Here is a 19,926-nt window from a genome sequence, read left to right on the forward strand (position 1 = left end):
AAGTGATGGGGTTGATGCGCTCTACTTCAATTTCCTATCAAGTTTTTAATCCATTTTCTTGTTTTCATGCGGTAGAGCGACCCACCCCACTTAAGTACTTCTTCAGTGAGGAAAAGTAGATATATCCACTCAGGTGGAAACTTCAGATAGATAGCAGCAATCGCGGCGAGCGGAATACCGATCACCCATTGGGCAATCAGGTCTTGATAAAGGCAGAACTTCACATCACCGCCCGCTCTCAACACACCAACAATGACAGTCAGCGGTACCGATCGGATAACAATACCCACGCTTAAAATTAGAATGAACTTTTCTGAGAGGGCTCTGGTTTCTTCCGTCAGTGCACTAAAAGCATTCAGTATTGGCGTTTGTACGAAGTAAAGAAAAATCGCGACCACGATACTGGTCAAGAAACACAAAATCGTTAAGCCTAACGCTTGGTAATAAACCGCTTCATTATTCTTTGCGCCAAGTTGATTACCCACCAGAACCGCTGCCGCATTCGAAAGGCCAATCAGTAAACTCAATGAGATAGATTCAACCGGCGTCATCACTGACAGTGCTGCCAGTCCTTGAACGCCCGATTGCCCCATGATCGCGTGGTAAGCAAATAAGCCACCCGCCCACGCCAAAAAGTTAAACGTCGTCGGCAGCGATAACTTTAAGAAGCGAACCACTTTTTCAATCGAAGCTGCTGCTTTTATATCGCATAACTTGAAAGCCAAGAGATGCTTTGAACAATAAAGATAACCATATAAGGTCGCCACTTCAATGGCACCGCTCAATACCGTCGCAATCGCCGCACCTTTGATTCCAAGCGCAGGAAAGCCTAAGTTACCGAAGATCAGCACCCAGTTTAAGAACACGTTAGACAGGATACCGATACCGCTGAAGAAGGTGCTTAGCCCGGGTTTGTGCATCGCTCTCAAACCTACAGCCATACTGCTAACGCACGATACAGCTAGCATGCTAAACGAGGTGATAACAATGTATTCAACACCAAGGTTGATCACTTCTTGGGAGTCAGTCGTCACGCCCATGATTTGTGCGGGAAATGAAACGAAGAAAACAATAGTTAGTAATGCAAACAGTGTTGAAACCAGCCAAGTCAACGCCGTACTTTCTCTGACGCCTTGCTTGTTACCTGCTCCCCAATATTGCGCAGTCAATAACGCACCACCCGTGGTGACACCCACCAGCATAATGGTCGTGACAAACATGGCTCGACTCGCCACACCCACCGCCGCAATATCCGCTTCACCCAATTGGCCTAACATCAACACATCCACTAAGCCTCGGCTTGAAAACATAATGCTCTGCAAAGTAATAGGCAAAGCAATCGCAATAAGCCTACGAACAAAATCACCTCGAGTGTGATGAATAATTGAAGAGAGCAACATAGAAATACCTAAACGGAACGTATTGATGAATAAAGATAAATATCACGCTATTATATCAATGTTCGGTTTTTAACCACAGAGATAAATGGAGTAACAATGAAGAAAGTACTGGTTTTAGGCGCTTCTGGATATGTTGGTTCGCAGCTCCTCCCTCTCCTGCTTGAGCAAGGCTATCTAGTCACAGCTGCAGCAAGGCATATCGACTATTTAAAAGCACGAACAGAGCCTCACGACAACTTGTCACTTGAATACCTTGATCTCGCAGATCAAGCTGCGACACAAGCGCTCGTCCCTGACTTTGACCTTATTTTCTTTCTTGTACATGGAATGGCTGAAGGCCATGATTTCATTGATTACGAACTCAAGTTGGCTCGTAACTTTGTTTCGGCTCTTGGGCCAAAAAACCAACACGTCATCTACCTGAGTTCGCTTCAACCGCAAACGGGTGATTCAGAGCATCTTCAAGCGAGAAAACAAACCGGACAACTGCTTCGTAAAGGACCAGTACCGGTAACCGAACTTCAAGCAGGCGTCATCATTGGCCCCGGCTCTGCGGCATTCGAGATCATGCGAGATTTCGTGTACAACTTACCTATCATGATTGCGCCAAAGTGGGTTGACTCTAAAGCGAACCCGATTGCCTTGCAGAACCTGAACCATTATTTACTACAACTCGCACAAGACACGCCAAGCGACAATCAAACCTTCGAGGTTGGCGGGCCAGATATTGTCTCTTATCGAAATCAATTTGCTCACATTGCCAAAACAGCCGATCGTCCACTCAGGCTGTGGGCGACATCGCTTCTCACACCTTCAATGGCGTCTTATTGGTTGGGCGTGGTGACTTCTGTTCCGTCCAACATAGGCAGAGCGCTTCTCGCGGGCTTAAAGCATGACTTTATTGCCAGTTCGACCATCATTAGAGAAAAGTACCCTCAGAAACTTATCTCATTCGAAAACATGGTTGAGCAAGCGATTCATTCTGAAGGCAACTTCGTAAAAAGTAATGTTTGGGGCTTTGACAAAACCGCCTTCAAGCGCTGGCAAGCTGGATATGGCTATTACCCGAAGAAAACAGGGGCAAGTATCACCTCAAGCGCATCCTTAGATTCCCTCTGGCATGTTGCACAGCAGATAGGAAGCCCAAAACAGGGTTACTTCTTCGCTAACGCTTTATGGCGCACACGCGAATGGTTAGATCTTATCTTTGGCGGTGGTGTACCTGTTCGACAAATGCCAGAAGGCCCTAACCTAAAAGTCGGTGACAAAATTGATTCTTGGAAGGTTATTCGCTGTGAAGAGAATCAGTTTCTATCTCTGCTTTTCGGTATGAAAGGCCCCGGTTTGGGGAGACTCGAAATTACCGTATCTGACCACGGTGATTCTCGTGAACTGAACATTTCAGCTTGGTGGCATCCAAAAGGCTTTTTAGGCTTACTGTATTGGTTCGCGATGATGCCAGCTCACCTATTTATCTTTAAAGGCATGGTGAAGGCGATTGAGAAGCAAGCTAAAGATCAGATGAAGGATTAAAGCAGATTCGAGATGCGAAGAAATTAAGAGCTATAGATGAGACTCCCTGCACACCTTCTTGCTAGAAAAAGACCGCCATTTAGGCGGTCTTTATATTTTTAACTGTCACTAGATTAGCCAATAACGCTAATTGGGATCTCAGCCAGTTGGTTGCCTTGGTTAGCTGGGTACACGATGTATTCACCGTGATACTTCACCGCAGACTTATAGTCCGTCACTTTGTGAAGCATGAAACCCGCTTCCATCGCTGCTTGAATAAACTCAGCGTGGTTACCACGAACAAACCAGTTCATAGGCTTAACCATCAGCTCACCGTCGAAAGAGTCGTCACACTGTTTGCCACACAAAGCAAAAGAGTGCTCACCATCGGTGAAGAATTGAATCTTGCCTCCAGTCGTTAGCTCGTCTTCACTTGATACACTCCAACCCATCTCGTACATTTTGTCCATGAACGCTTCAACATCACTGTCTTTTAGCGCTTTAGGCTCTTCGCCTTCAGGGAAAAAACGTCCGTAAAACGCAGAAATACGTTTAAAGGTAAAAGTTAAATCAGAGTTATTGCCCTTTGAACGGCCCTGTTTCTGCCAGCGAACCAAGTCAGGCACAATCACACGATCATAAGACTGAGCCTTAATCGCCTTCGTTACCCAACGAACTAAATAAAGGTTGTTCGCAATAGGCGCATCAATCGCTTTGCCTGCTTTGTGCAGAGCGTAAAGCTCGCCTAACGCATCATTCACTAACTTCTGAATTTCAATATAGTATTTTGACATTATGCCTTCTTTCCTAATGTCCAATATAGTAATGCTGACATTACTGCACACGCAGCCATTACCATAGCCATAGACCCAGCACTGTCACTTGGCAGCATCGCAACGATAGCTCCAACGACAGAACCAGTACCAAATCTTAATGTTCCCGCAAGCGATGAAGCCGTGCCGGCCATGTTTGGATAACCACTGAGCAATAGACCCATAGAGTTACTGCCGATAGTAGAAATGGTGCCAATAAATAGCATCACAAACGGCACAATACCCCAAAGCCCGAGATCCAATAACCAACCAACCAGTAAACCGACGCCAGCTAATAATTGAATGACCAGCGCGGCTCTCAGCATGGTATGAGAGCCAACCTTCTTAACAATTCGACCATTAATTGTCGTCATCAGAATCATCGCAACGATGTTCAGACCAAACAGGTAACCAAACAGGTCAGGACGTACTCCATAGACATCAATGTAGACAAAAGAGCCTGCGGTTAAGAATGCAAACATCCCAGAGAACGAGAACGCACCCGAGAAAATTAGGCCCATAGCGGTCGAGTTTTTACATAAACGAGCGTAATTACGAATCGTGGTTTTAAAGCGTAATGGTTGACGATTTTCAACAGGCAGAGTTTCAGGGATTTTGATTATCACCGCGAGAATCACAATCACTGCAAAAATAGCTAACACCCAAAAGATTGAACGCCAGCCGAACCACAATGCCAAATAGCCGCCAATCATCGGCGCGATAAGTGGCGCAACCGTCATCACTAAGGTAACGAACGACATGGTTCTTGCGAAATCTTCACGGTCGAACATATCACGCACAACCGCTTGGATAATGACCGCCGCCGCCGCACCTGCAAAACCTTGAGCGGTACGAACTAACGTTAACGCTTCAATGCCATGAGTGGTTGCACTCACGACAGACGCTATCGCAAAGAAGAGCACACCAATCAGTAGAACTGGCTTGCGACCATAACTGTCGGCTAACGGACCATGTAACAACTGACCTAAAGCGAAACCTGCGGTGTACGCGGTAAGTGTGATTTGCACTTCCCCTGCTGTCACACCAAGATCTTTGGCGATCGTTGGCATTGCAGGTAGGTACATATCGATGGCGAGTGGTGTTAAAGCACCAATAGCGCCCAGAACCAAAAATAGCATCCAACCTAACTGAGGCGTTTGTGATTGTGAGCTTGGGGTCTGTGAGGTAGACGTTTGCATAACTCTCCGACTAAGTACTAGGTTCTATGTAAGCACGAGCATGCACGCAGCAATATACGAATATACACATAGCAATACACGAATACGCACAGTGATACACGAATATGCGCACACATACATGAACATATAGTAATAATGGCTGAAACTGTCCTAGTACCAGTCAAAATAATCAGCCGACGCTATCCTTGGTCGGCCACATCTACGGTAGAAAAGATTACTTCCAGATAGAGTCTACTTCTTCTTGTGTTAGGTAACGGTATTCACCCAACTCTAAAGACTCGTCCATCTCGATTTCACCAATACGTTCACGGTGCAGTGCTTCGACCTTGTTACCAAGTGCTGCAAACATGCGTTTTACTTGGTGGTATTTTCCTTCGTGAATCGTTAGCAACACTTCACGCTCTGCACGTACTTCAAGGTGTGCTGGAAGTGTTAGGCCGTCTTCGCTCTTAAGCTGGATGCCCTCTTTGAACTTTTCAACGTAATCGTCTTCAACAGGTTCAACCAACCACACTCGGTACATCTTCTCGCACTTGTGCTTTGGCGATGTGATGCGGTGAGACCACTTACCGTCGTCTGTCATTAAGACAAGACCCGTTGTATCAACATCTAAACGACCTGCAAAGTGCAGCTTGTCCATTTTGATTTCATCGAGTAATTCAAACGCAGTGCGATTTGAGCCATCTTCATGCGAACAAACAAAACCTTCTGGCTTGTAAAGCATGATGTAACGCGGGCCGTGAACATTCAGCTCATTGCCTTGCCATTCCACAACGCACTCTTCAGTTACCTTAAGTGAGCCGCTTTTTTGAATGACATCATTTACTGTCACTGCTTTTGATTTTAATAAGTGTGTTGCTTCTCTTCGAGTGACGCCTAACGCATCGCACAGAAATTTATCTAAACGCATGAATACCTCAACTAATCTAAGTCGGGTATTATAGTCACCTTTGCTCAATTAGTTGAGCTATTTCACACTATTTGTTTTTCATTTTACAAGACACGATATGTATACACTCCGCCCGTACCAAGCTGACTCAGTAAAATCAGTGATTCATTACTTCAGAAAACACCAAACACCGGCTGTTCTTGTATTGCCTACAGGCGCAGGAAAAAGCCTGGTGATTGCAGAGCTAGCAAGGCTCGCTAAAGGTCGTGTTCTAGTGCTCGCGCACGTAAAAGAGCTCGTTGAGCAAAACCATGAAAAGTATGAAGGTTATGGGCTAAAAGGTTCAATTTTCTCTGCCGGTTTAGGGCGTAAAGAGACAGACCAACAAGTGGTGTTTGCTTCGGTTCAATCCGTAGTTCGAAACCTTGACTCATTCTCCAATCAGTTCTCATTATTGGTTATCGACGAATGCCACCGCGTGCCAGATGAAAAGACCAGCAGCTATCAAAAAGTGATCACTCACTTACGTGAAAATAATGCGGGTATAAAAGTGCTTGGATTGACCGCGACGCCTTATCGTCTTGGTATGGGGTGGCTTTACCAATATCACACGCGTGGCCAAGTGCGTTCTGAAGAGCCGAGATTTTTCAGAGACTGTATTTTCGAACTGCCGATTCGTTACTTGTTGGACGAAGGCTTTCTCACACCAGCTCGAATGATTGATGCGCCCGTTTTAAGCTATGATTTCTCGCAACTAAAACCGGCAAATACAGGTCGTTATAAAGAATCAGAACTCGACATGGTGATCGAGCAGTCTAAACGCGCTACCCCGCAAATTGTCGATCAAATCATTGAACTAGCCAAAGACAAGCTTGGCATCATGGTATTTGCAGCCACCGTTCGACACGCACAAGAGATCCTTGGTTTACTGCCCGAAGGTGAAGCTTCAATTGTAATCGGCGACACACCGACACTCGAACGTGACCAAATCATCAGTGATTTCAAGGAACGTAAAATCAAGTTCTTGGTTAACGTATCGGTATTAACCACAGGTTTTGATGCGCCCCATGTGGATTTAATCGCGATTTTGCGCCCAACAGAGTCCATCAGTTTGTACCAACAAATCGTTGGCCGTGGCTTACGCCTATCTCCGGGTAAAAAAGAGTGTTTAGTGCTCGACTATGCGGGCAACAGTTATGACCTTTACCAACCTGAAGTGGGTGACCCTAAGCCCGATTCCGACAGTGAAATCATCACCATTCCCTGCCCTGCTTGCGGCTTCAATAATAACTTTTGGGGCAAGCTAGACAGTAACGGCTTCTTGCTCGAACACTTTGGCCGCAAATGCCAAGGCTACTTTACCGATGAAGACACGGGAGAACGAGAGCACTGTAACTATCGTTTTCGCGCTAAGTATTGTGGTGAATGCGGCGCTGACAACGACATTGCCGCGCGTATTTGTCATGAGTGTGATGCCACCTTAGTTGACCCAGACAAAAAGCTGAAAGAAGCGTTAAACCTGAAAGATGCTTTGGTGTTTGAGTGTTTAGAGATGGACCTTAACGTTCTCAAGGACGACAAAGGCAAATCGCAGCTTAAGGTCACCTACCGTGGAGAAAACCAAGCACAAGTGCATGAGTTTTGGTCATTAACCACTAAGAAACAGAAGCAGAACTTTAAGGATCAGTTTGTTCGCCCTCACCTTGCCGACAGACACAGACCGTTTGAGGAAGCTTCACCAACGAAAGTGGTCGCTCACCAACATCGATTTCGCCCACCTCAATTCGTCATTGCACGTAAAGTCGGGCGCTTTTGGAAAATGAGAGACAAGATATTCGAAGATGAACTGAAGCAATAGAATCCAAAGAATCAACAGAATTAATAAAAGGAGTATCGACACTCCTTTTATTCACATTCTAATGACCACACATGAGTTAACTTGTTAAACCACAAATTAGATTGCGCTCAGCTTTTTCTGATTCCCGCGCCTCTTTTTCCATATTATCAAAAAGCTCAATGGCTAAAGTTGGCCGATGAATATAAAAGCCTTGAATAAAGTCAATGCCTAGCGTTTCTAAAGTTCTTAACTCTTCAATTGTTTCAACACGCTCTGCAACCACTTTAGTTTGGCTCATTTCTGCCAACTCAACTAATGAGTGCACCATTTTTTTCTTAAAATCAGAACTGTTAATATTTTCAACAAGCGAACCATCAAGCTTGATCGTATCAAAGCAGCCTTCAGATAAAATTGAATACGATGAATAACCTGAACCAAAATCATCTAAGGCAACTATTATTTGGTGGTGTTGTAGTCGCTCTACTATTTTTCGAAACTTCTCATCTGCACGATAAAAAACAAGCTCAGTCACTTCAACACATAAACGGGAACGGATATAAGGGGGTAGATGACATAAACGATCAATAACACTCATATCGAAAATGGTTTTAACTGAGAAGTTTAATGACAATTGAATAGTTGAATAGTGCTCAAGTAAGCCAATTGCGTAAGTTAGCATACGAGAATCGAGCTCCTTCTCAAGCCCATGAGAGGCTACAACATCGAGCAATTCACCAGCAGAAACGATTTTTTCACGCCCTTCTTCGTCTTCCATTTTTAAACGACACAGTAGCTCATAGCTCGAAGCAACACCCTTTAAAGAATGAATTTTTTGAGCAAAGCAAAGCAACCTATCCGAGTTAAGTAATTCAACTGCTTCTATTCTAAGATTCGGTAAGCTATAGAGCATGACCCCGTCTTGTTGCTGCCAGTCTTGGTAAGATTCATTGTTGGACTTTGCTTTACGGCAACAGTATTCAGCTTTGTAAATACAATCTTCGACAGATTCATTAGGACCACTTCGATAACGGCCAAAACTAAAGCTTAGAGCGTTTTCTGTTTCTTGGGTGAGGTTCTGTTCCAACAAATATTCAAGTAACTCCTTGGAAACCGACGTTTGGCAAATTAATACAAATTCATCGCCACCGACTCTATACGCCTTCCCTATGCCTTGTGCGGCTATTTTTTTGAAGCGCATAGCTAAATTTATTATCATTCGATCACCTACATGGTGACCTTGACTATCATTGAGAAACTTCAACTGATTTGCATCAATGTAATAATAACAACGAGAACACTCAATGACCTTTTTATATTCTATAGATTTTCGATTATACAATCCTGTCATGAAATCTTTATCAGAATTAGACAACAATTTCTTATAATCGCCCAAATTAATAACTCTTAATTCTCCAAGATCATAAACACATGCTAATACAAAAGAAGCATGAGACAAGTAGAATAGCGCCTGTATTAAATAATAATACTCAGGTATGAATGAAATAGTCATTGATGATTCAAGAACCACCACAGACATAATAAAACACGAAAGATAGCTAATTATTATTTGAACTTTATTATTAACTTCTTTTGATATCAAACAAAATGCTATAACAACGGCTGCAAGGATAGTGCTAATTAAAAACCCAACAATGACATCAAAGTTTATATAAACTGAAAAGAACTGTAGAAAAACAAATGAAGAACAAATCAGTAAGTGCTTTGTATTTATTCTATCGCAACTTGAAAAAACAAGCATTAAATATACACAAACTAAAGATAAAGAATAAGAAACGAACCAGTAGTCGCTTCTAAAAAAATTTATAACGTAGGTTCCTTTATCATCATACCCATCCCATAAAAACCCAAACTTGTAAATATAAAACATAGAAAACAGCACTATATAGCACGTCATAAATAGTGTTTTAGATCGCTTTATCGGCCAAGCAAAATAAACATAAACTAACGATATTGCGCTCGACAATAGAAATAAGGCTAGAATCACCCCATCTTTCATAACAAGTGATTGCTTTAATTGATGCTCTTTCGAAAATAACGCACTGGCATTTACAGTCTTACCTCTAGGAAATTTCACTAAAACATAACTGTATTCAAAATTTTTGTTCAGCCGTAGCGAGCGATAATACTCAAACAAAAAATTGCCAACAACTTTTCCGTCTTGATCAACAAAAAACAGCTCTCCTGTCCGGGATGAAAGAGATTTCCAAACTAGATGTTCATATGATTGGTTGTCTGAAGGTAGTGCAAGTTTAAGCCAACACGACTGATTAGGTTCAGGAATACAAGTAACAATTGAGCTCCACCCTTCTTCCTTATATAGGATGGCATCAACCGAAGAATCACTCACTACCATGCCATATTCGAAGTCACTGATTTGCTTGAAATCTAATTCGTTAGCATGGCTAGTGAACGTTATCAGCACTGAAAAAAACAACATAACTAGCACTGTAAATGGCACTCTAAAATCCTTATTAAATCAAATATCGCGCGGCAAAGAGCCCCATAGGTCCATATACTTGCGAGTTTACCATGTTAATTATTTGTAATTTGTAAGGGAATGTAATAACGTCAACGCATTACTATTGAGCAAATGAATCAACATGAATATCAGGTTGGTTAATTGCACGTTGATACAACACTTTACATTGCTAAAATGATAAAGCGTCTCTCGTATTCACATTCATACTCCATTCATTTTTATTGTATTAAACTGTCGTTACTTGCTTCTTTTACTAAGGCCACTGCATGCAAAAACCAAGCGCTATACTCATCTGTATCGCTGTAGCTATAGGCTCGACATCAAGCTTTGCACAAGATGATCACCATAACGGTCATGATCTTGTACAAGATGTTCATAAAGCGGGAACCCGTATCGAATTTGAAGAAGATCAAGACGAAGTCTATGAAGCGGTGCAAGAGGGCTACATTCGCCCTTTCTCAGAAATGTATGCTGCGGTTGAAAATGATCTTCATGGCCGAATCATTAAAGTAGAACTAGAAGAAGACGATGATATTTGGGTGTATGAGCTAAAAATAAATTTCCAAAACAATATCATTAAAGTGGAATACAACGCTGAAACGTTAGAAATGCTGATGATTAAAGGTCGCAACTTTAAAGAAGCGATCAAAAACTCCCACGAATAATAAATAACAATAAAAGAGTGATACATGAAAATTTTAGTCGTTGAAGACGAACCTCGCTTGGGCCAACAAATTCTAGAGACCCTTGAGGGAGCCGACTGGGTTCCAGAGCTTTCTCAAGACGGTATCGACGCACTCTACCGTGCAACATCGGAAGAGTGGGATGCCATCGTTCTCGATTTAGGTCTACCTAAGCTGGATGGCCTAACCGTATTAAAAGGTATTCGAGACGAAAACATTAACACGCCAGTGATTATCCTAAGTGCGCGCGACACGCTTACTCAGCGTGTAGAAGGCTTGAATGCAGGTGCTGATGACTACCTAACTAAACCATTCGAAATGGTCGAGCTGATAGCCCGCATTCGTGCTCAACTGCGCCGAGCGTCAGGCAGTGCTGCTCCTATACTTCAAATTGGTGATCTAAGCCTAGACACACGCAGCTCTAAAGTGTTGTGGCAAGGCCAAGCGGTTAGCCTCACAGCGCTTGAATATAAAGTGGTCGCTTATTTCATGCATAACCAAAACAAAGTTATCTCGCGCACTGAGTTGGTTGAACACATCTACAAGCAAGATTTTGACCGCGATTCAAACACGGTTGAAGTGTTCATTGGTCGTATTCGTAAGAAAATCGCACCAAAGATCATCAAAACCGTTCGTGGCCTTGGCTACCAACTGAATGCTGAATAACGCTGTATTTAATTAAGCTAAGAGCAATCTCCAATTAGTGGACAGCCTGTGCTGATCGTTGTTGTTCTCATAGCAAGATGAGCAAAGACAGGCTGGTAACGTATGAATCTAAAAAAACGAACACTTAAAAACGTCAGTCTAAAAAGCCGCTTGCTCCTCGCCGCGGCTTTTTGGCTAGGTGCGATGATATTAACGGCAGGCGTCGGAATACCTAAGTTGGTTAACGATTACTTGGTCGATGACGTCAAGCAACAGCTCAGCCTAACCATGGACGAGTTAACCGCCAACATAGAAACCAACGACAGTGGTAACCTCATCATGGCAGAGCGTCTGTCTGACCCTAGGTTTAACCAACCCTACAGTGGTATTTATTGGCGAGCCGCTACTCAAGACCAGATTATTCGATCTCGCTCGCTATGGGACAAAGACCTCACTATCAAGCGTTCGCCGATTCATACTTCAATCAAAGGGCCTGAGAAAGAAAAGCTTATTTACATCGAGCAGGATATCTATCTGCCTGAACTGAACGATCCTGTCACGATCACCATAGGTATTGATGAAGATCCATTAGAATCCACACTGACCGAACTTACAGGTCAGGTCTGGTTGATTCTGATGCTACTGTTTGTGGGCGTGCTGATGTTGATTGGTATTCAAGTCAGTTGGTCGCTATTGCCACTCAGTAAGATGCAACGTGAACTGGTGATGTTGAGAAACGGCGAGCAACAAGGGTTAAGCGACAACTACCCGAAAGAGGTTTCTCCATTAGTTTCTGATCTCAATGCCCTACTCTTCCACTATCAAGAGTTATTGGAGCGAGCGCGTAACCACGCGGGTAACTTATCTCATGCGTTGAAAACTCCGCTGTCGGTTCTGAAAAATGAGATAGAGCGACTTCCAGAGGATGACAAGGCACTGCTGCAACAACCCATTAATCAGATTCAAAGCCAAATCGATTATCACCTTGGCCGAGCACGCATGGCCGGTGCAATGAACATTCTTTCGGTGAAGTCTTCACCTTGTGAGCGTGTTGAAGCTATCTCAATGGCGTTTGATAAAGTCTACTCCGCCAACGAAGTCACCATGATTAACGAGCTAGACTCTGAGATTGAAGTGGCGGTAGAAAAAACCGACCTTGATGAAATGGTCGGCAACCTACTCGAGAACAGTTACAAATGGGCGAGCAGCATTATCCGAGTCCATTCGAATGAACTCGATGATGGCAACATTGAATTGGTGATTGAAGATGATGGCCAAGGCATTCCTGAAGAGAAGCTTGAGCAAGTGACCAAACGAGGTGTTCGACTTGATGAAACCACACCAGGAACAGGCTTGGGGCTTAACATCGTGAATGAAATGGCGCACAGCTACCGAGGCAGCCTAACGCTCAGCAAGAGCTCTATGGGCGGATTGAAAGCCTCTCTGGTGCTAAAACTAAGCAAAGGTTAAGTAAGCTAAACGCGCTAAGTAAACCAAGTAAACACGATAAGCCCTAGCACAACGCTAGGGCTTAACAAAGCTTTTCTCACTTCAATATGATTAGCTCATCGAGTGAAGCCCAATCATATTGCCTTCCGTGTCACTCACTACACTGATAAAACCATGCTCACCAATGTCCATTTTGGGTACTTGTAGCGCGCCACCGTTGGCCGCTGCCAAACTTGCTTCTGTGGCACAATCCTCACAAGAGAAGTAAACCATGGTGCTGTTGCCTCCCGCTTTTACACCAGACATCTTACATATAGCTCCAGTGGCTCCATAGTTCCCCATATCGCAAGGAAATACCCACATCTCAACTTCGATTCCGGTTTCATTGTCTAACTTGTCCAGCGTCACTTTAAATACTGATTCATAAAAAATTTTTGCTCTCGACATGTCATCAACATATATTTCAAACCAACCAATCGGATTCATTTGCATAACGTTATCCTCAGTTTTCGCTGCTTGTTCGCCCTTAATCAGCATAGTCAAAATTGAACAATTTATAGTTGAGGAGTTACATGAGAGCAGGTAAGTTTCTTTAGATATAGTCCAGTAGAAATCACAAAGCCTTGTTTGAAGGAGGTCCAAACAAGGCGCAAGTTAGTCGCTCTTATATATCGCTCTATATATCGTTCACAGCAACATCCAAAGCTTGTGAATCATCGCGGTAGGTTGCTACTCCGATCATCAAGATCTTACCATCTGTATAATAGTCATGATCTTCATTCATTACTTCCACCGTAGCTAATGGGTACTTGTCTAGATCAATATCTGGCAGTGACGTTCGTATCTGATTAGCAAGCCTATCTCGTTCTTCATCAACATTAGGGTCAATGTTATGCAGTATGGTCACAATACCTGAGTAAGGGGTGACTTTAAGGCCATCGTCATAGCTAATTGCACCTAACCACTGAGGCTGGTTAGTTTGAACATCAACACCAGCGCGCCACCAGCGAATGTGGCTGCGCTTCATCAAATTACCCGGCAACTGAAACGCCATATCTTGTGGCTTGTCTCGCCAATACAAATCGGACACTGGCGGCGTTTTGTCTCTAAGCAATGCGAGATAGCCAGCCCATTCAATCTCATTTCGAGAGAAAGTTTGATTTTCTATCCAGCCCAATTGTTTCATTAAGTCTCTTGGGGTTGCTCCAACATATAGTACGTTGATAGCTTGTGCCGAGTAGAATGAAGATTTGCCTGGGAACGCTTTATAGGTAACCGAATTCCAGTCGACTTTGTCAATTTGAGCCGTCTCTGGTTGATTCTGAAAATCATCGGCTTTCCAGAAAAAGTGAGCGTAGTTCGCAAACAACACCCACGCCAACAACAGCGCACTGGATTTAAGCACCAAGCGTCGCCACTTCATTCGATAACCAATAATGGTGAAGACCAATACCGTGAACACACCGGCGATCAAGCTATTATGCTCAGAGATAAATATCTTGAGGCTATTAAGCCACGGGAAGTTTTCAACACCGTGCGCCAGTAACATGCCCCAAGCAATGAACTGTCCACCACCAATAGCCAAGCCGAACAACGCCAACACACTAAAATTACGCCACGGTACACGATGTGAGCCCGCTATAAATGGCACAACCCAAGCGATAGGCCCTAATAAGCGAGCAAAAAGAATGATGTATGTGCCTTTGCGAGCAATTAGGTAACGGCAGCGCGCAATTAATCTTTTGGTTTTAGGACGAAACTTAATGAGCCTTCGCTGCGCTTTCGCACCGTATTTATAGCCAATAAAATAACTGAGTTGGTCACCAAGCAAACCGCCTAGCATCACCAAAACCAACGCCATCCATGCACCTGAATACAGTTGAAAGCCCGCTGCGATAAAGAAGGGCTCTCCCGGTACAAATAAGTTTGGGCCAATGAGAGCATCACCCAACGCCCCCAGAAACAGCCCTAGTCCATCAAACATAACAACCTCAGTGCTTACTGTTCTTTATAATGACCGAACTTGTAGTTCATCTCGTTGTTACGCATTTCGCCTTTAAAAAAGCGTCTTACATTGGCTTTAAGGTAAGTAGATCCTGTCTTTACAACACCATCTTGGTCTAAACGACGTGGGTCAAAACCAAAGGTCATATTAAGGAATCTAAATCGCCATGTTTTGCTCGCACGTTTTACATAGTCACAGTCTTCACACAGTACGATCTCTTCATCGAAACCGCCGATTTCATCATGCGCTCGTTTAGTCGAGAAAATACAGGCGCCAATCGCCGTCGGGAAAAAGAACTGGGTAGTAAATAAGCCTGCGTTAAACAGCCCGTAACCAAACTTGTGTACAAGCGGCAGACCTTTCGAGCTCATGTACACACCCGCCACTTCAAGCTTCTTCTCCTCTAATTCATAAAGCGCTTTCGCAAGGAAGTTTCGGGGCAAACTCACGTCAGCATCTAAGAAAAGGATTCGGTTGTACTGCGCTAATGAAGCGCCTGTGTTTCTGCCAAGGCTCACACCGCGATTTTCCATATGATGAACCATTAACTTTGGCAACGCGCTTTCATAAGCTTGTGCCACCCCTCTTGTGTTGTCCTCACTGTTCGAGTCGACAACAATCACCTCAAATTCTTGATGGGTTTGCACACTCAACTCTTCCATTAAGCGGCTGATGCGTTTCTCTTCGTTTAGCGTAATTACGACAATGCTTACCGGTTCCATATTTTCACCTATTCATTCTGCTGTTTAATTAACACTAAGATTAACCAACCAAGCCTTAACCAAGCCTTAGGCAAACATTCATTTTCCGTTCATTAACTTGATGATTTAGCAACGCTATAAATAGATAAGATAGGCAATGTAAAAGACGATAAAATGGGGTAAATAAGCGCTAGTGAACGTTTTATCTCCAAACGAATCATTTATCGAAGGAAATTCACTTTGAGATGGGCTTCTGACTTGCTCAGATTTGAATGTGATGTTAGTATCCGCGCTCGCTTAAGCATGAACTCGTTTATGCCTAAGCTTTACCACATACTCAAGGTCGCATTGAGGTGTGAAGTTAATTTTTACTAATTTGAGAGTAAAACTATGAAATTTGAAGCAGTAGTACGTACTGAACTAGGTAAAGGTGCGAGCCGCCGCCTACGTCACGCTGGTAAATTCCCAGCTGTAATCTACGGTGGCGAAGCAGCAGCTGTAGCTATCGAACTTGTTCACGCTGACGTGATCAACCAAATGGATAAGCCTGAATTCTACGAAACAATCACTCTAGTGATTGACGGCGCAGAAGTTAAGGTTAAGCCGCAAGACGTTCAACGTCACGCGTTCAAGCCTAAAGTTGAGCACATGGACTTCATTCGTATCTAATTCCCTACCAAGGAATAAGATTGGATTAATCCAGCCTTCTGCATAGAAAAGATAATCGATCTTACCAGTCGAGAAATCTAGAAATTCGAAACCCCGATGCTACCAACATCGGGGTTTCACCGTTTTTGAGCCCTCAAAAACGTCGTAAATCTCGCGCAATACACTGAAATCAATAACTTTCCCCTCCCCTATTTTGTCCCTATATTTTCTGGGTGGATTAAGGGTGGACGAAAGGTGGGCTTATACCGTAGTTTTTCTAACACAAAGACTATACCGCTTTTTCGCTAGGCTCCGCACACTCACTTTTCAAAACATAACACTCAGCTTCCCTGGCCAAAAATCATGGATTCGGATAGCGAATAAAGAGGAGTAATATTAGGATGGTTGTAGCAGTTTACCTTGGAAGGTTATCGTACATTTACTGGGTCAAGCGGCCTGAATACCCGACTTTCCTTAGGATCTTCTTTCTAGAGCGTTCGTAATGTCTTTTTTGAGCTCCTCTGAAAGGCGTTCGAATTGTTTTGGTACAACCAAACCTTCTTCACACATTTGCATGAGTTGGATAAATGCTCGGCTTCGAGAATGGCCATCAAAAATAAGCTTCATTTGCTTTTGAGATTCTTTGGAGTACTCGCACATAAAGTGAAACCTTTCCCCTACAGATTCTGATTCATCAGTAATCGCTTTGATGGCTTCATCTAGCTGACGAGTACAAAACAGTTGCGCAGCTTCACTCTTTATCTCACAAAAGATTTTCCAATCAGACTCTTTGATATTCATACAGACCTCCACAAAGTGTTACTTCTTAGGGTAGAACATTACGGCGGGTAGAACATTACGGCGTTTAAAAGACGTGAGCGACACGATTACCCAATAGTAAATCAGAGCGCTATTAACACGAAATCCAATCTTGAGCAGAAAGGAAGGGCCAGCATTAGGCTGCTTTAAACGCCTGTAGGAATATTTCCAAAGTCTAGTTTGATATTAATTCCACTAATTTCAATTTCGCTTGATGCTAAGAAATACAGGCATAAAATTTGGCCAGAGGTACATATAAGAATCCGCCTTAAATGCTTGTTATCTCCGTTGCTGAAGATTAGCGACATGATGTTTATACTTCTTCTCACGCCAACACCATATTGCATAACTTAACGGGATAGCACCTATCGAACCCCAAAAACCACTCATCAATACATCGGTAGTTTGTATCCAGCCCCAAGCTGTTTCTGACATAAACAACGGCTCAATACTTTGACCTACCATCACGCCTAAGATTGCTGGAAATGATGTACGAGCAGTAAATCTGAGACTCCCTTTTTTCCTCTCTAGCTTCCACTTGGAAAATTCGACATCTGGATCTTTCACTATTGCCTCCATAAGATAATTTGCCTGAAGCACATAATGCCTAATTGAGTCGCTGACAACACTACCTATACACTCAAACCTACGACCGAAATCACTGAAACTAATCCAAGTAGAAAATTACAAGCGTAACAGTCTGCTTAAATGCTTGTCATGTCGCAATTTGCAACACCCGTGGCGATTTACTACAATATAGATACAAACTAAATTAGGAGACATATTATGGCTACTGCAAGTGTACGTATTGACCAAGATCTTTTTGATAAGGCAGCGATAATGGCTAAAGCACTAAACCGCACTACACCAAAACAAATTGAGCACTGGGCTAAAATCGGGAAAATGATGGAAGACAACCCTGATCTACCTTATGAGTTCGTAAAGCAAGCAGTCATAGCAAAATCTGAGAAGGAAGCAGGTAAATTAGAGGCTTACTCTTTTGACTAAGATTACCAACATTCTTCAGACACCTACTTTTAAGAAGGCGGTCAAGAAATTACACAAGAACCAAAAAACGGATCTAGATAATGCTATTCGAGCCCTTATGGAAGATCCGCATCTTGGTGAGCAGAAGAAAGGTGACCTGTTTTTCTTGAGAGTGCATAAATTTAAGATGGTTAAGCAATTAACATTGCTCGGTTATAGCTATGAAGATGGTACTGTAACTCTCGAACTAATAGCTCTCGGCTCGCACGAAAATTTTTATCGAGATATGAAGAAAATATATTGATTCAATGTGATCGAAAATATCCTTGCCCGTCTGAGCCATACTCGTTTGTTGAACGAAGCCGCTACGCGGCAGAGTAAAACAGCTACCATCCATACTCTTGTAACGCTATAACTCTCCTTATGAACAACACCTTACTAACCTTAAACTGCAAGGTAAACGACCTGCAACTATTGATGCCTATTCTCGTGCGGTTCGTCGAAAGGCATTTGATAATAAGGAGAATGGCATTGACGAAATCAGAGGAGATGTGACGACGAAAGAAACGAAAAACAGCTAACTGTTTGATAAGATTGCTATCGCAACCTTATCTTGACCTCGCTCGCCTTGAGAAAAGCCTCAAAGCGATGTGCCCTTCAAGTTCAATCGTACAATTTACTTAATAAAGTGGCTTCGGGCTTGTTCAACACTTGGGATTTAGTGTTGGCTACGCAACACCTTAATCCTTATTCGTTATGTGTATATTCTACCTTAGTGCTTTAAAACCCACCTCAAATGAGACAAACTTATCATTAGTTTCTTTCAAGTATGAACTAAACGATTTTTCTGTAAAAAATTTAGCATCAACTTCTGAGTACTCATGTTCATTTATATATAGCCTTGGAAAATCATCAAAAACACTCATTCCTCTAGAGGAAACATTTATACAAAATGAATATCTATTAGCGTTAACAACTCGATTACCATTACGCTCTGAGAAGCCTATTGATGGATAGCCTTTCTTAAATAAGACCTCCGAATATAAATCAATCACCTCAACGCCTAAGCTATCTATTTTTTCATTAAGTTTATTTTTTTCTATATAGTTTAACAAAACTCCTAGTTCGTTTTGTAGAAGGCAGTACTTAAGCTGTACATAGTACTGATTGTGGTCATTTTTAAACCTAGTAATTAAATATATTTCATCAAACGGTGAACTTTTTATTTCTTTTGATACTAACTTATCAAAAAATACACTAACAAAATTTTGCCTATCAAACTTAGTAAATATATTTTCCTTATCATAAACGACTAAAGCTGATTGATTCACATTAGCGTTATACTTCAGGAACTTCCTTGACTTTTTTCTAATTGTTTGCAGTAAAGACTTTTTATAGTCCTGTAGCGTATAGTTAGGATGCATCAAAATTTTCGTATCAAATGGCTCACCCGGCTTTGCTTGAGAAAAATATTTAACATCTTGTACTTTTAGTTTTTCCTTATCATCTTTGTGAACATAATTACCGTGCTCCAAAATTTCATATGCATAGTTATCTTTATTTTTTAATCGTGCTGATGTGCCATCGAAGTACAACTCAGTAATTTCCACACCTACATCAACCTTTCCTATCGATCTAGCATCATATTTCAATATAAAATCTGGCTGTTCACTTTTGCATATTTCACAATATTTACTTTCTTTAAAAATACGAGACAGAATATTTTCTTCTTCTCTATCTTTTTTCTCTCTCATAAAATTACCTTTAACGATCAATTTCCCCGATACACATAGACATAATGACCCCCACGAAAGGTGCTAGCCTCCAATATCGTGGGTTA

Annotated in this window: 19 protein-coding genes and 1 pseudogene; 9 read left to right on the forward strand and 11 right to left on the reverse strand. The window is 42.5% G+C overall.

What is annotated here, in order from left to right; all coding sequences use genetic code 11:
• Positions 1–26 precede the first annotated feature (26 nt).
• Positions 27–1,400 (reverse strand): MATE family efflux transporter, encoded by a 1,374-nt coding sequence (locus tag ACED60_RS19140; protein WP_102258612.1) that lies wholly within the window; start codon positions 1,398–1,400, stop codon positions 27–29.
• Positions 1,401–1,496: 96 nt separating this feature from the next.
• Here ACED60_RS19140 and ACED60_RS19145 point away from each other — a divergent pair, with 96 nt between their 5' ends.
• Positions 1,497–2,933: a DUF2867 domain-containing protein gene (locus tag ACED60_RS19145; RefSeq protein ID WP_371728231.1), complete on the forward strand. Its 1,437-nt coding sequence runs from the start codon at positions 1,497–1,499 to the stop codon at positions 2,931–2,933.
• A gap of 113 nt (positions 2,934–3,046) precedes the next feature.
• Here the strand turns inward: ACED60_RS19145 and ACED60_RS19150 are convergent, their stop codons facing one another.
• From ACED60_RS19150 to rsuA, 3 genes are all read right to left on the reverse strand, one after another.
• Positions 3,047–3,706, reverse strand: coding sequence for a DUF2913 family protein (locus tag ACED60_RS19150; RefSeq protein ID WP_009847083.1), 660 nt, complete (start codon positions 3,704–3,706; stop codon positions 3,047–3,049).
• Positions 3,706–4,923 carry a Bcr/CflA family multidrug efflux MFS transporter gene (locus ACED60_RS19155; protein WP_065680420.1) on the reverse strand — a complete coding sequence of 406 codons (1,218 nt, stop codon included), beginning with the start codon at positions 4,921–4,923 and terminating at the stop codon, positions 3,706–3,708. The genes ACED60_RS19150 and ACED60_RS19155 overlap by 1 nt, the downstream gene beginning before the upstream one ends.
• A 214-nt stretch (positions 4,924–5,137) precedes the next feature.
• Positions 5,138–5,833, reverse strand: coding sequence for a 16S rRNA pseudouridine(516) synthase RsuA (gene rsuA / locus ACED60_RS19160; RefSeq protein WP_009847085.1), 696 nt, complete (start codon positions 5,831–5,833; stop codon positions 5,138–5,140).
• Between the two features lie 97 nt (positions 5,834–5,930).
• Here rsuA and ACED60_RS19165 point away from each other — a divergent pair, with 97 nt between their 5' ends.
• Positions 5,931–7,670: a DEAD/DEAH box helicase gene (locus ACED60_RS19165; protein ID WP_371728232.1), complete on the forward strand. Its 1,740-nt coding sequence runs from the start codon at positions 5,931–5,933 to the stop codon at positions 7,668–7,670.
• Between the two features lie 76 nt (positions 7,671–7,746).
• On the opposite strand, the gene ACED60_RS19170 is transcribed toward ACED60_RS19165, so the two are convergent.
• Entirely contained in the window at positions 7,747–10,128 is a 2,382-nt protein-coding gene (locus tag ACED60_RS19170; RefSeq protein WP_371728233.1) for a GGDEF domain-containing protein, read from the reverse strand.
• Between the two features lie 287 nt (positions 10,129–10,415).
• Here ACED60_RS19170 and ACED60_RS19175 point away from each other — a divergent pair, with 287 nt between their 5' ends.
• From ACED60_RS19175 to ACED60_RS19185, 3 genes are all read left to right on the forward strand, one after another.
• The gene (locus tag ACED60_RS19175) at positions 10,416–10,814 is read left to right on the forward strand and encodes a PepSY domain-containing protein (protein WP_009847088.1); all 399 of its coding nucleotides are present in this window, start codon (positions 10,416–10,418) and stop codon (positions 10,812–10,814) included.
• Positions 10,815–10,838: 24 nt separating this feature from the next.
• Positions 10,839–11,498 carry a response regulator transcription factor gene (locus ACED60_RS19180; protein WP_004734666.1) on the forward strand — a complete coding sequence of 220 codons (660 nt, stop codon included), beginning with the start codon at positions 10,839–10,841 and terminating at the stop codon, positions 11,496–11,498.
• A gap of 102 nt (positions 11,499–11,600) precedes the next feature.
• Positions 11,601–12,947 (forward strand): ATP-binding protein, encoded by a 1,347-nt coding sequence (locus ACED60_RS19185; RefSeq protein WP_371728234.1) that lies wholly within the window; start codon positions 11,601–11,603, stop codon positions 12,945–12,947.
• A gap of 90 nt (positions 12,948–13,037) precedes the next feature.
• On the opposite strand, the gene ACED60_RS19190 is transcribed toward ACED60_RS19185, so the two are convergent.
• The 3 genes from ACED60_RS19190 to ACED60_RS19200 form a co-directional block, all read right to left on the reverse strand.
• Positions 13,038–13,418: a VOC family protein gene (locus ACED60_RS19190; RefSeq protein WP_029222854.1), complete on the reverse strand. Its 381-nt coding sequence runs from the start codon at positions 13,416–13,418 to the stop codon at positions 13,038–13,040.
• Between the two features lie 184 nt (positions 13,419–13,602).
• The gene (locus tag ACED60_RS19195; protein WP_371728235.1) at positions 13,603–14,910 is read right to left on the reverse strand and encodes an LssY C-terminal domain-containing protein; all 1,308 of its coding nucleotides are present in this window, start codon (positions 14,908–14,910) and stop codon (positions 13,603–13,605) included.
• Between the two features lie 14 nt (positions 14,911–14,924).
• Positions 14,925–15,653, reverse strand: a complete 729-nt coding sequence (locus tag ACED60_RS19200; protein ID WP_135382868.1) for a glycosyltransferase — start codon at positions 15,651–15,653, stop codon at positions 14,925–14,927.
• 369 nt (positions 15,654–16,022) lie between these two features.
• Between ACED60_RS19200 and rplY the strand changes: the two genes are divergently transcribed.
• A complete protein-coding gene (rplY, locus tag ACED60_RS19205) occupies positions 16,023–16,301 on the forward strand; it encodes a 50S ribosomal protein L25 (RefSeq protein ID WP_009847093.1) in 279 nt (92 codons plus the stop codon).
• A gap of 453 nt (positions 16,302–16,754) precedes the next feature.
• On the opposite strand, the gene ACED60_RS19210 is transcribed toward rplY, so the two are convergent.
• Together ACED60_RS19210 and ACED60_RS19215 are read right to left on the reverse strand one after the other, a co-directional pair.
• Positions 16,755–17,081 (reverse strand): hypothetical protein, encoded by a 327-nt coding sequence (locus tag ACED60_RS19210; RefSeq protein ID WP_102258619.1) that lies wholly within the window; start codon positions 17,079–17,081, stop codon positions 16,755–16,757.
• Positions 17,082–17,378: 297 nt separating this feature from the next.
• On the reverse strand, positions 17,379–17,699 hold the full coding sequence (locus ACED60_RS19215) for a hypothetical protein (RefSeq protein WP_371728236.1): 321 nt from the start codon (positions 17,697–17,699) through the stop codon (positions 17,379–17,381).
• Between the two features lie 186 nt (positions 17,700–17,885).
• Between ACED60_RS19215 and ACED60_RS19220 the strand changes: the two genes are divergently transcribed.
• The 3 genes and pseudogenes from ACED60_RS19220 to ACED60_RS19230 all read left to right on the forward strand — a co-directional run.
• The gene (locus ACED60_RS19220; protein ID WP_371728237.1) at positions 17,886–18,107 is read left to right on the forward strand and encodes a hypothetical protein; all 222 of its coding nucleotides are present in this window, start codon (positions 17,886–17,888) and stop codon (positions 18,105–18,107) included.
• On the forward strand, positions 18,100–18,390 hold the full coding sequence (locus ACED60_RS19225; RefSeq protein WP_009847097.1) for a type II toxin-antitoxin system RelE/ParE family toxin: 291 nt from the start codon (positions 18,100–18,102) through the stop codon (positions 18,388–18,390). The genes ACED60_RS19220 and ACED60_RS19225 overlap by 8 nt, the downstream gene beginning before the upstream one ends.
• Positions 18,391–18,493: 103 nt before the next feature.
• Positions 18,494–18,589: pseudogene (locus tag ACED60_RS19230) on the forward strand (integrase); the annotation flags it as partial.
• A 264-nt stretch (positions 18,590–18,853) separates the two neighbouring features.
• On the opposite strand, the gene ACED60_RS19235 reads toward ACED60_RS19230, so the two are convergent.
• The gene (locus ACED60_RS19235; protein ID WP_371703578.1) at positions 18,854–19,840 is read right to left on the reverse strand and encodes a hypothetical protein; all 987 of its coding nucleotides are present in this window, start codon (positions 19,838–19,840) and stop codon (positions 18,854–18,856) included.
• Positions 19,841–19,926: the final 86 nt, after the last annotated feature.

The organism is Vibrio sp. 1F279, from assembly GCF_041439815.1.
Classification (GTDB): Bacteria; Pseudomonadota; Gammaproteobacteria; order Enterobacterales; family Vibrionaceae; genus Vibrio; species Vibrio tasmaniensis_A.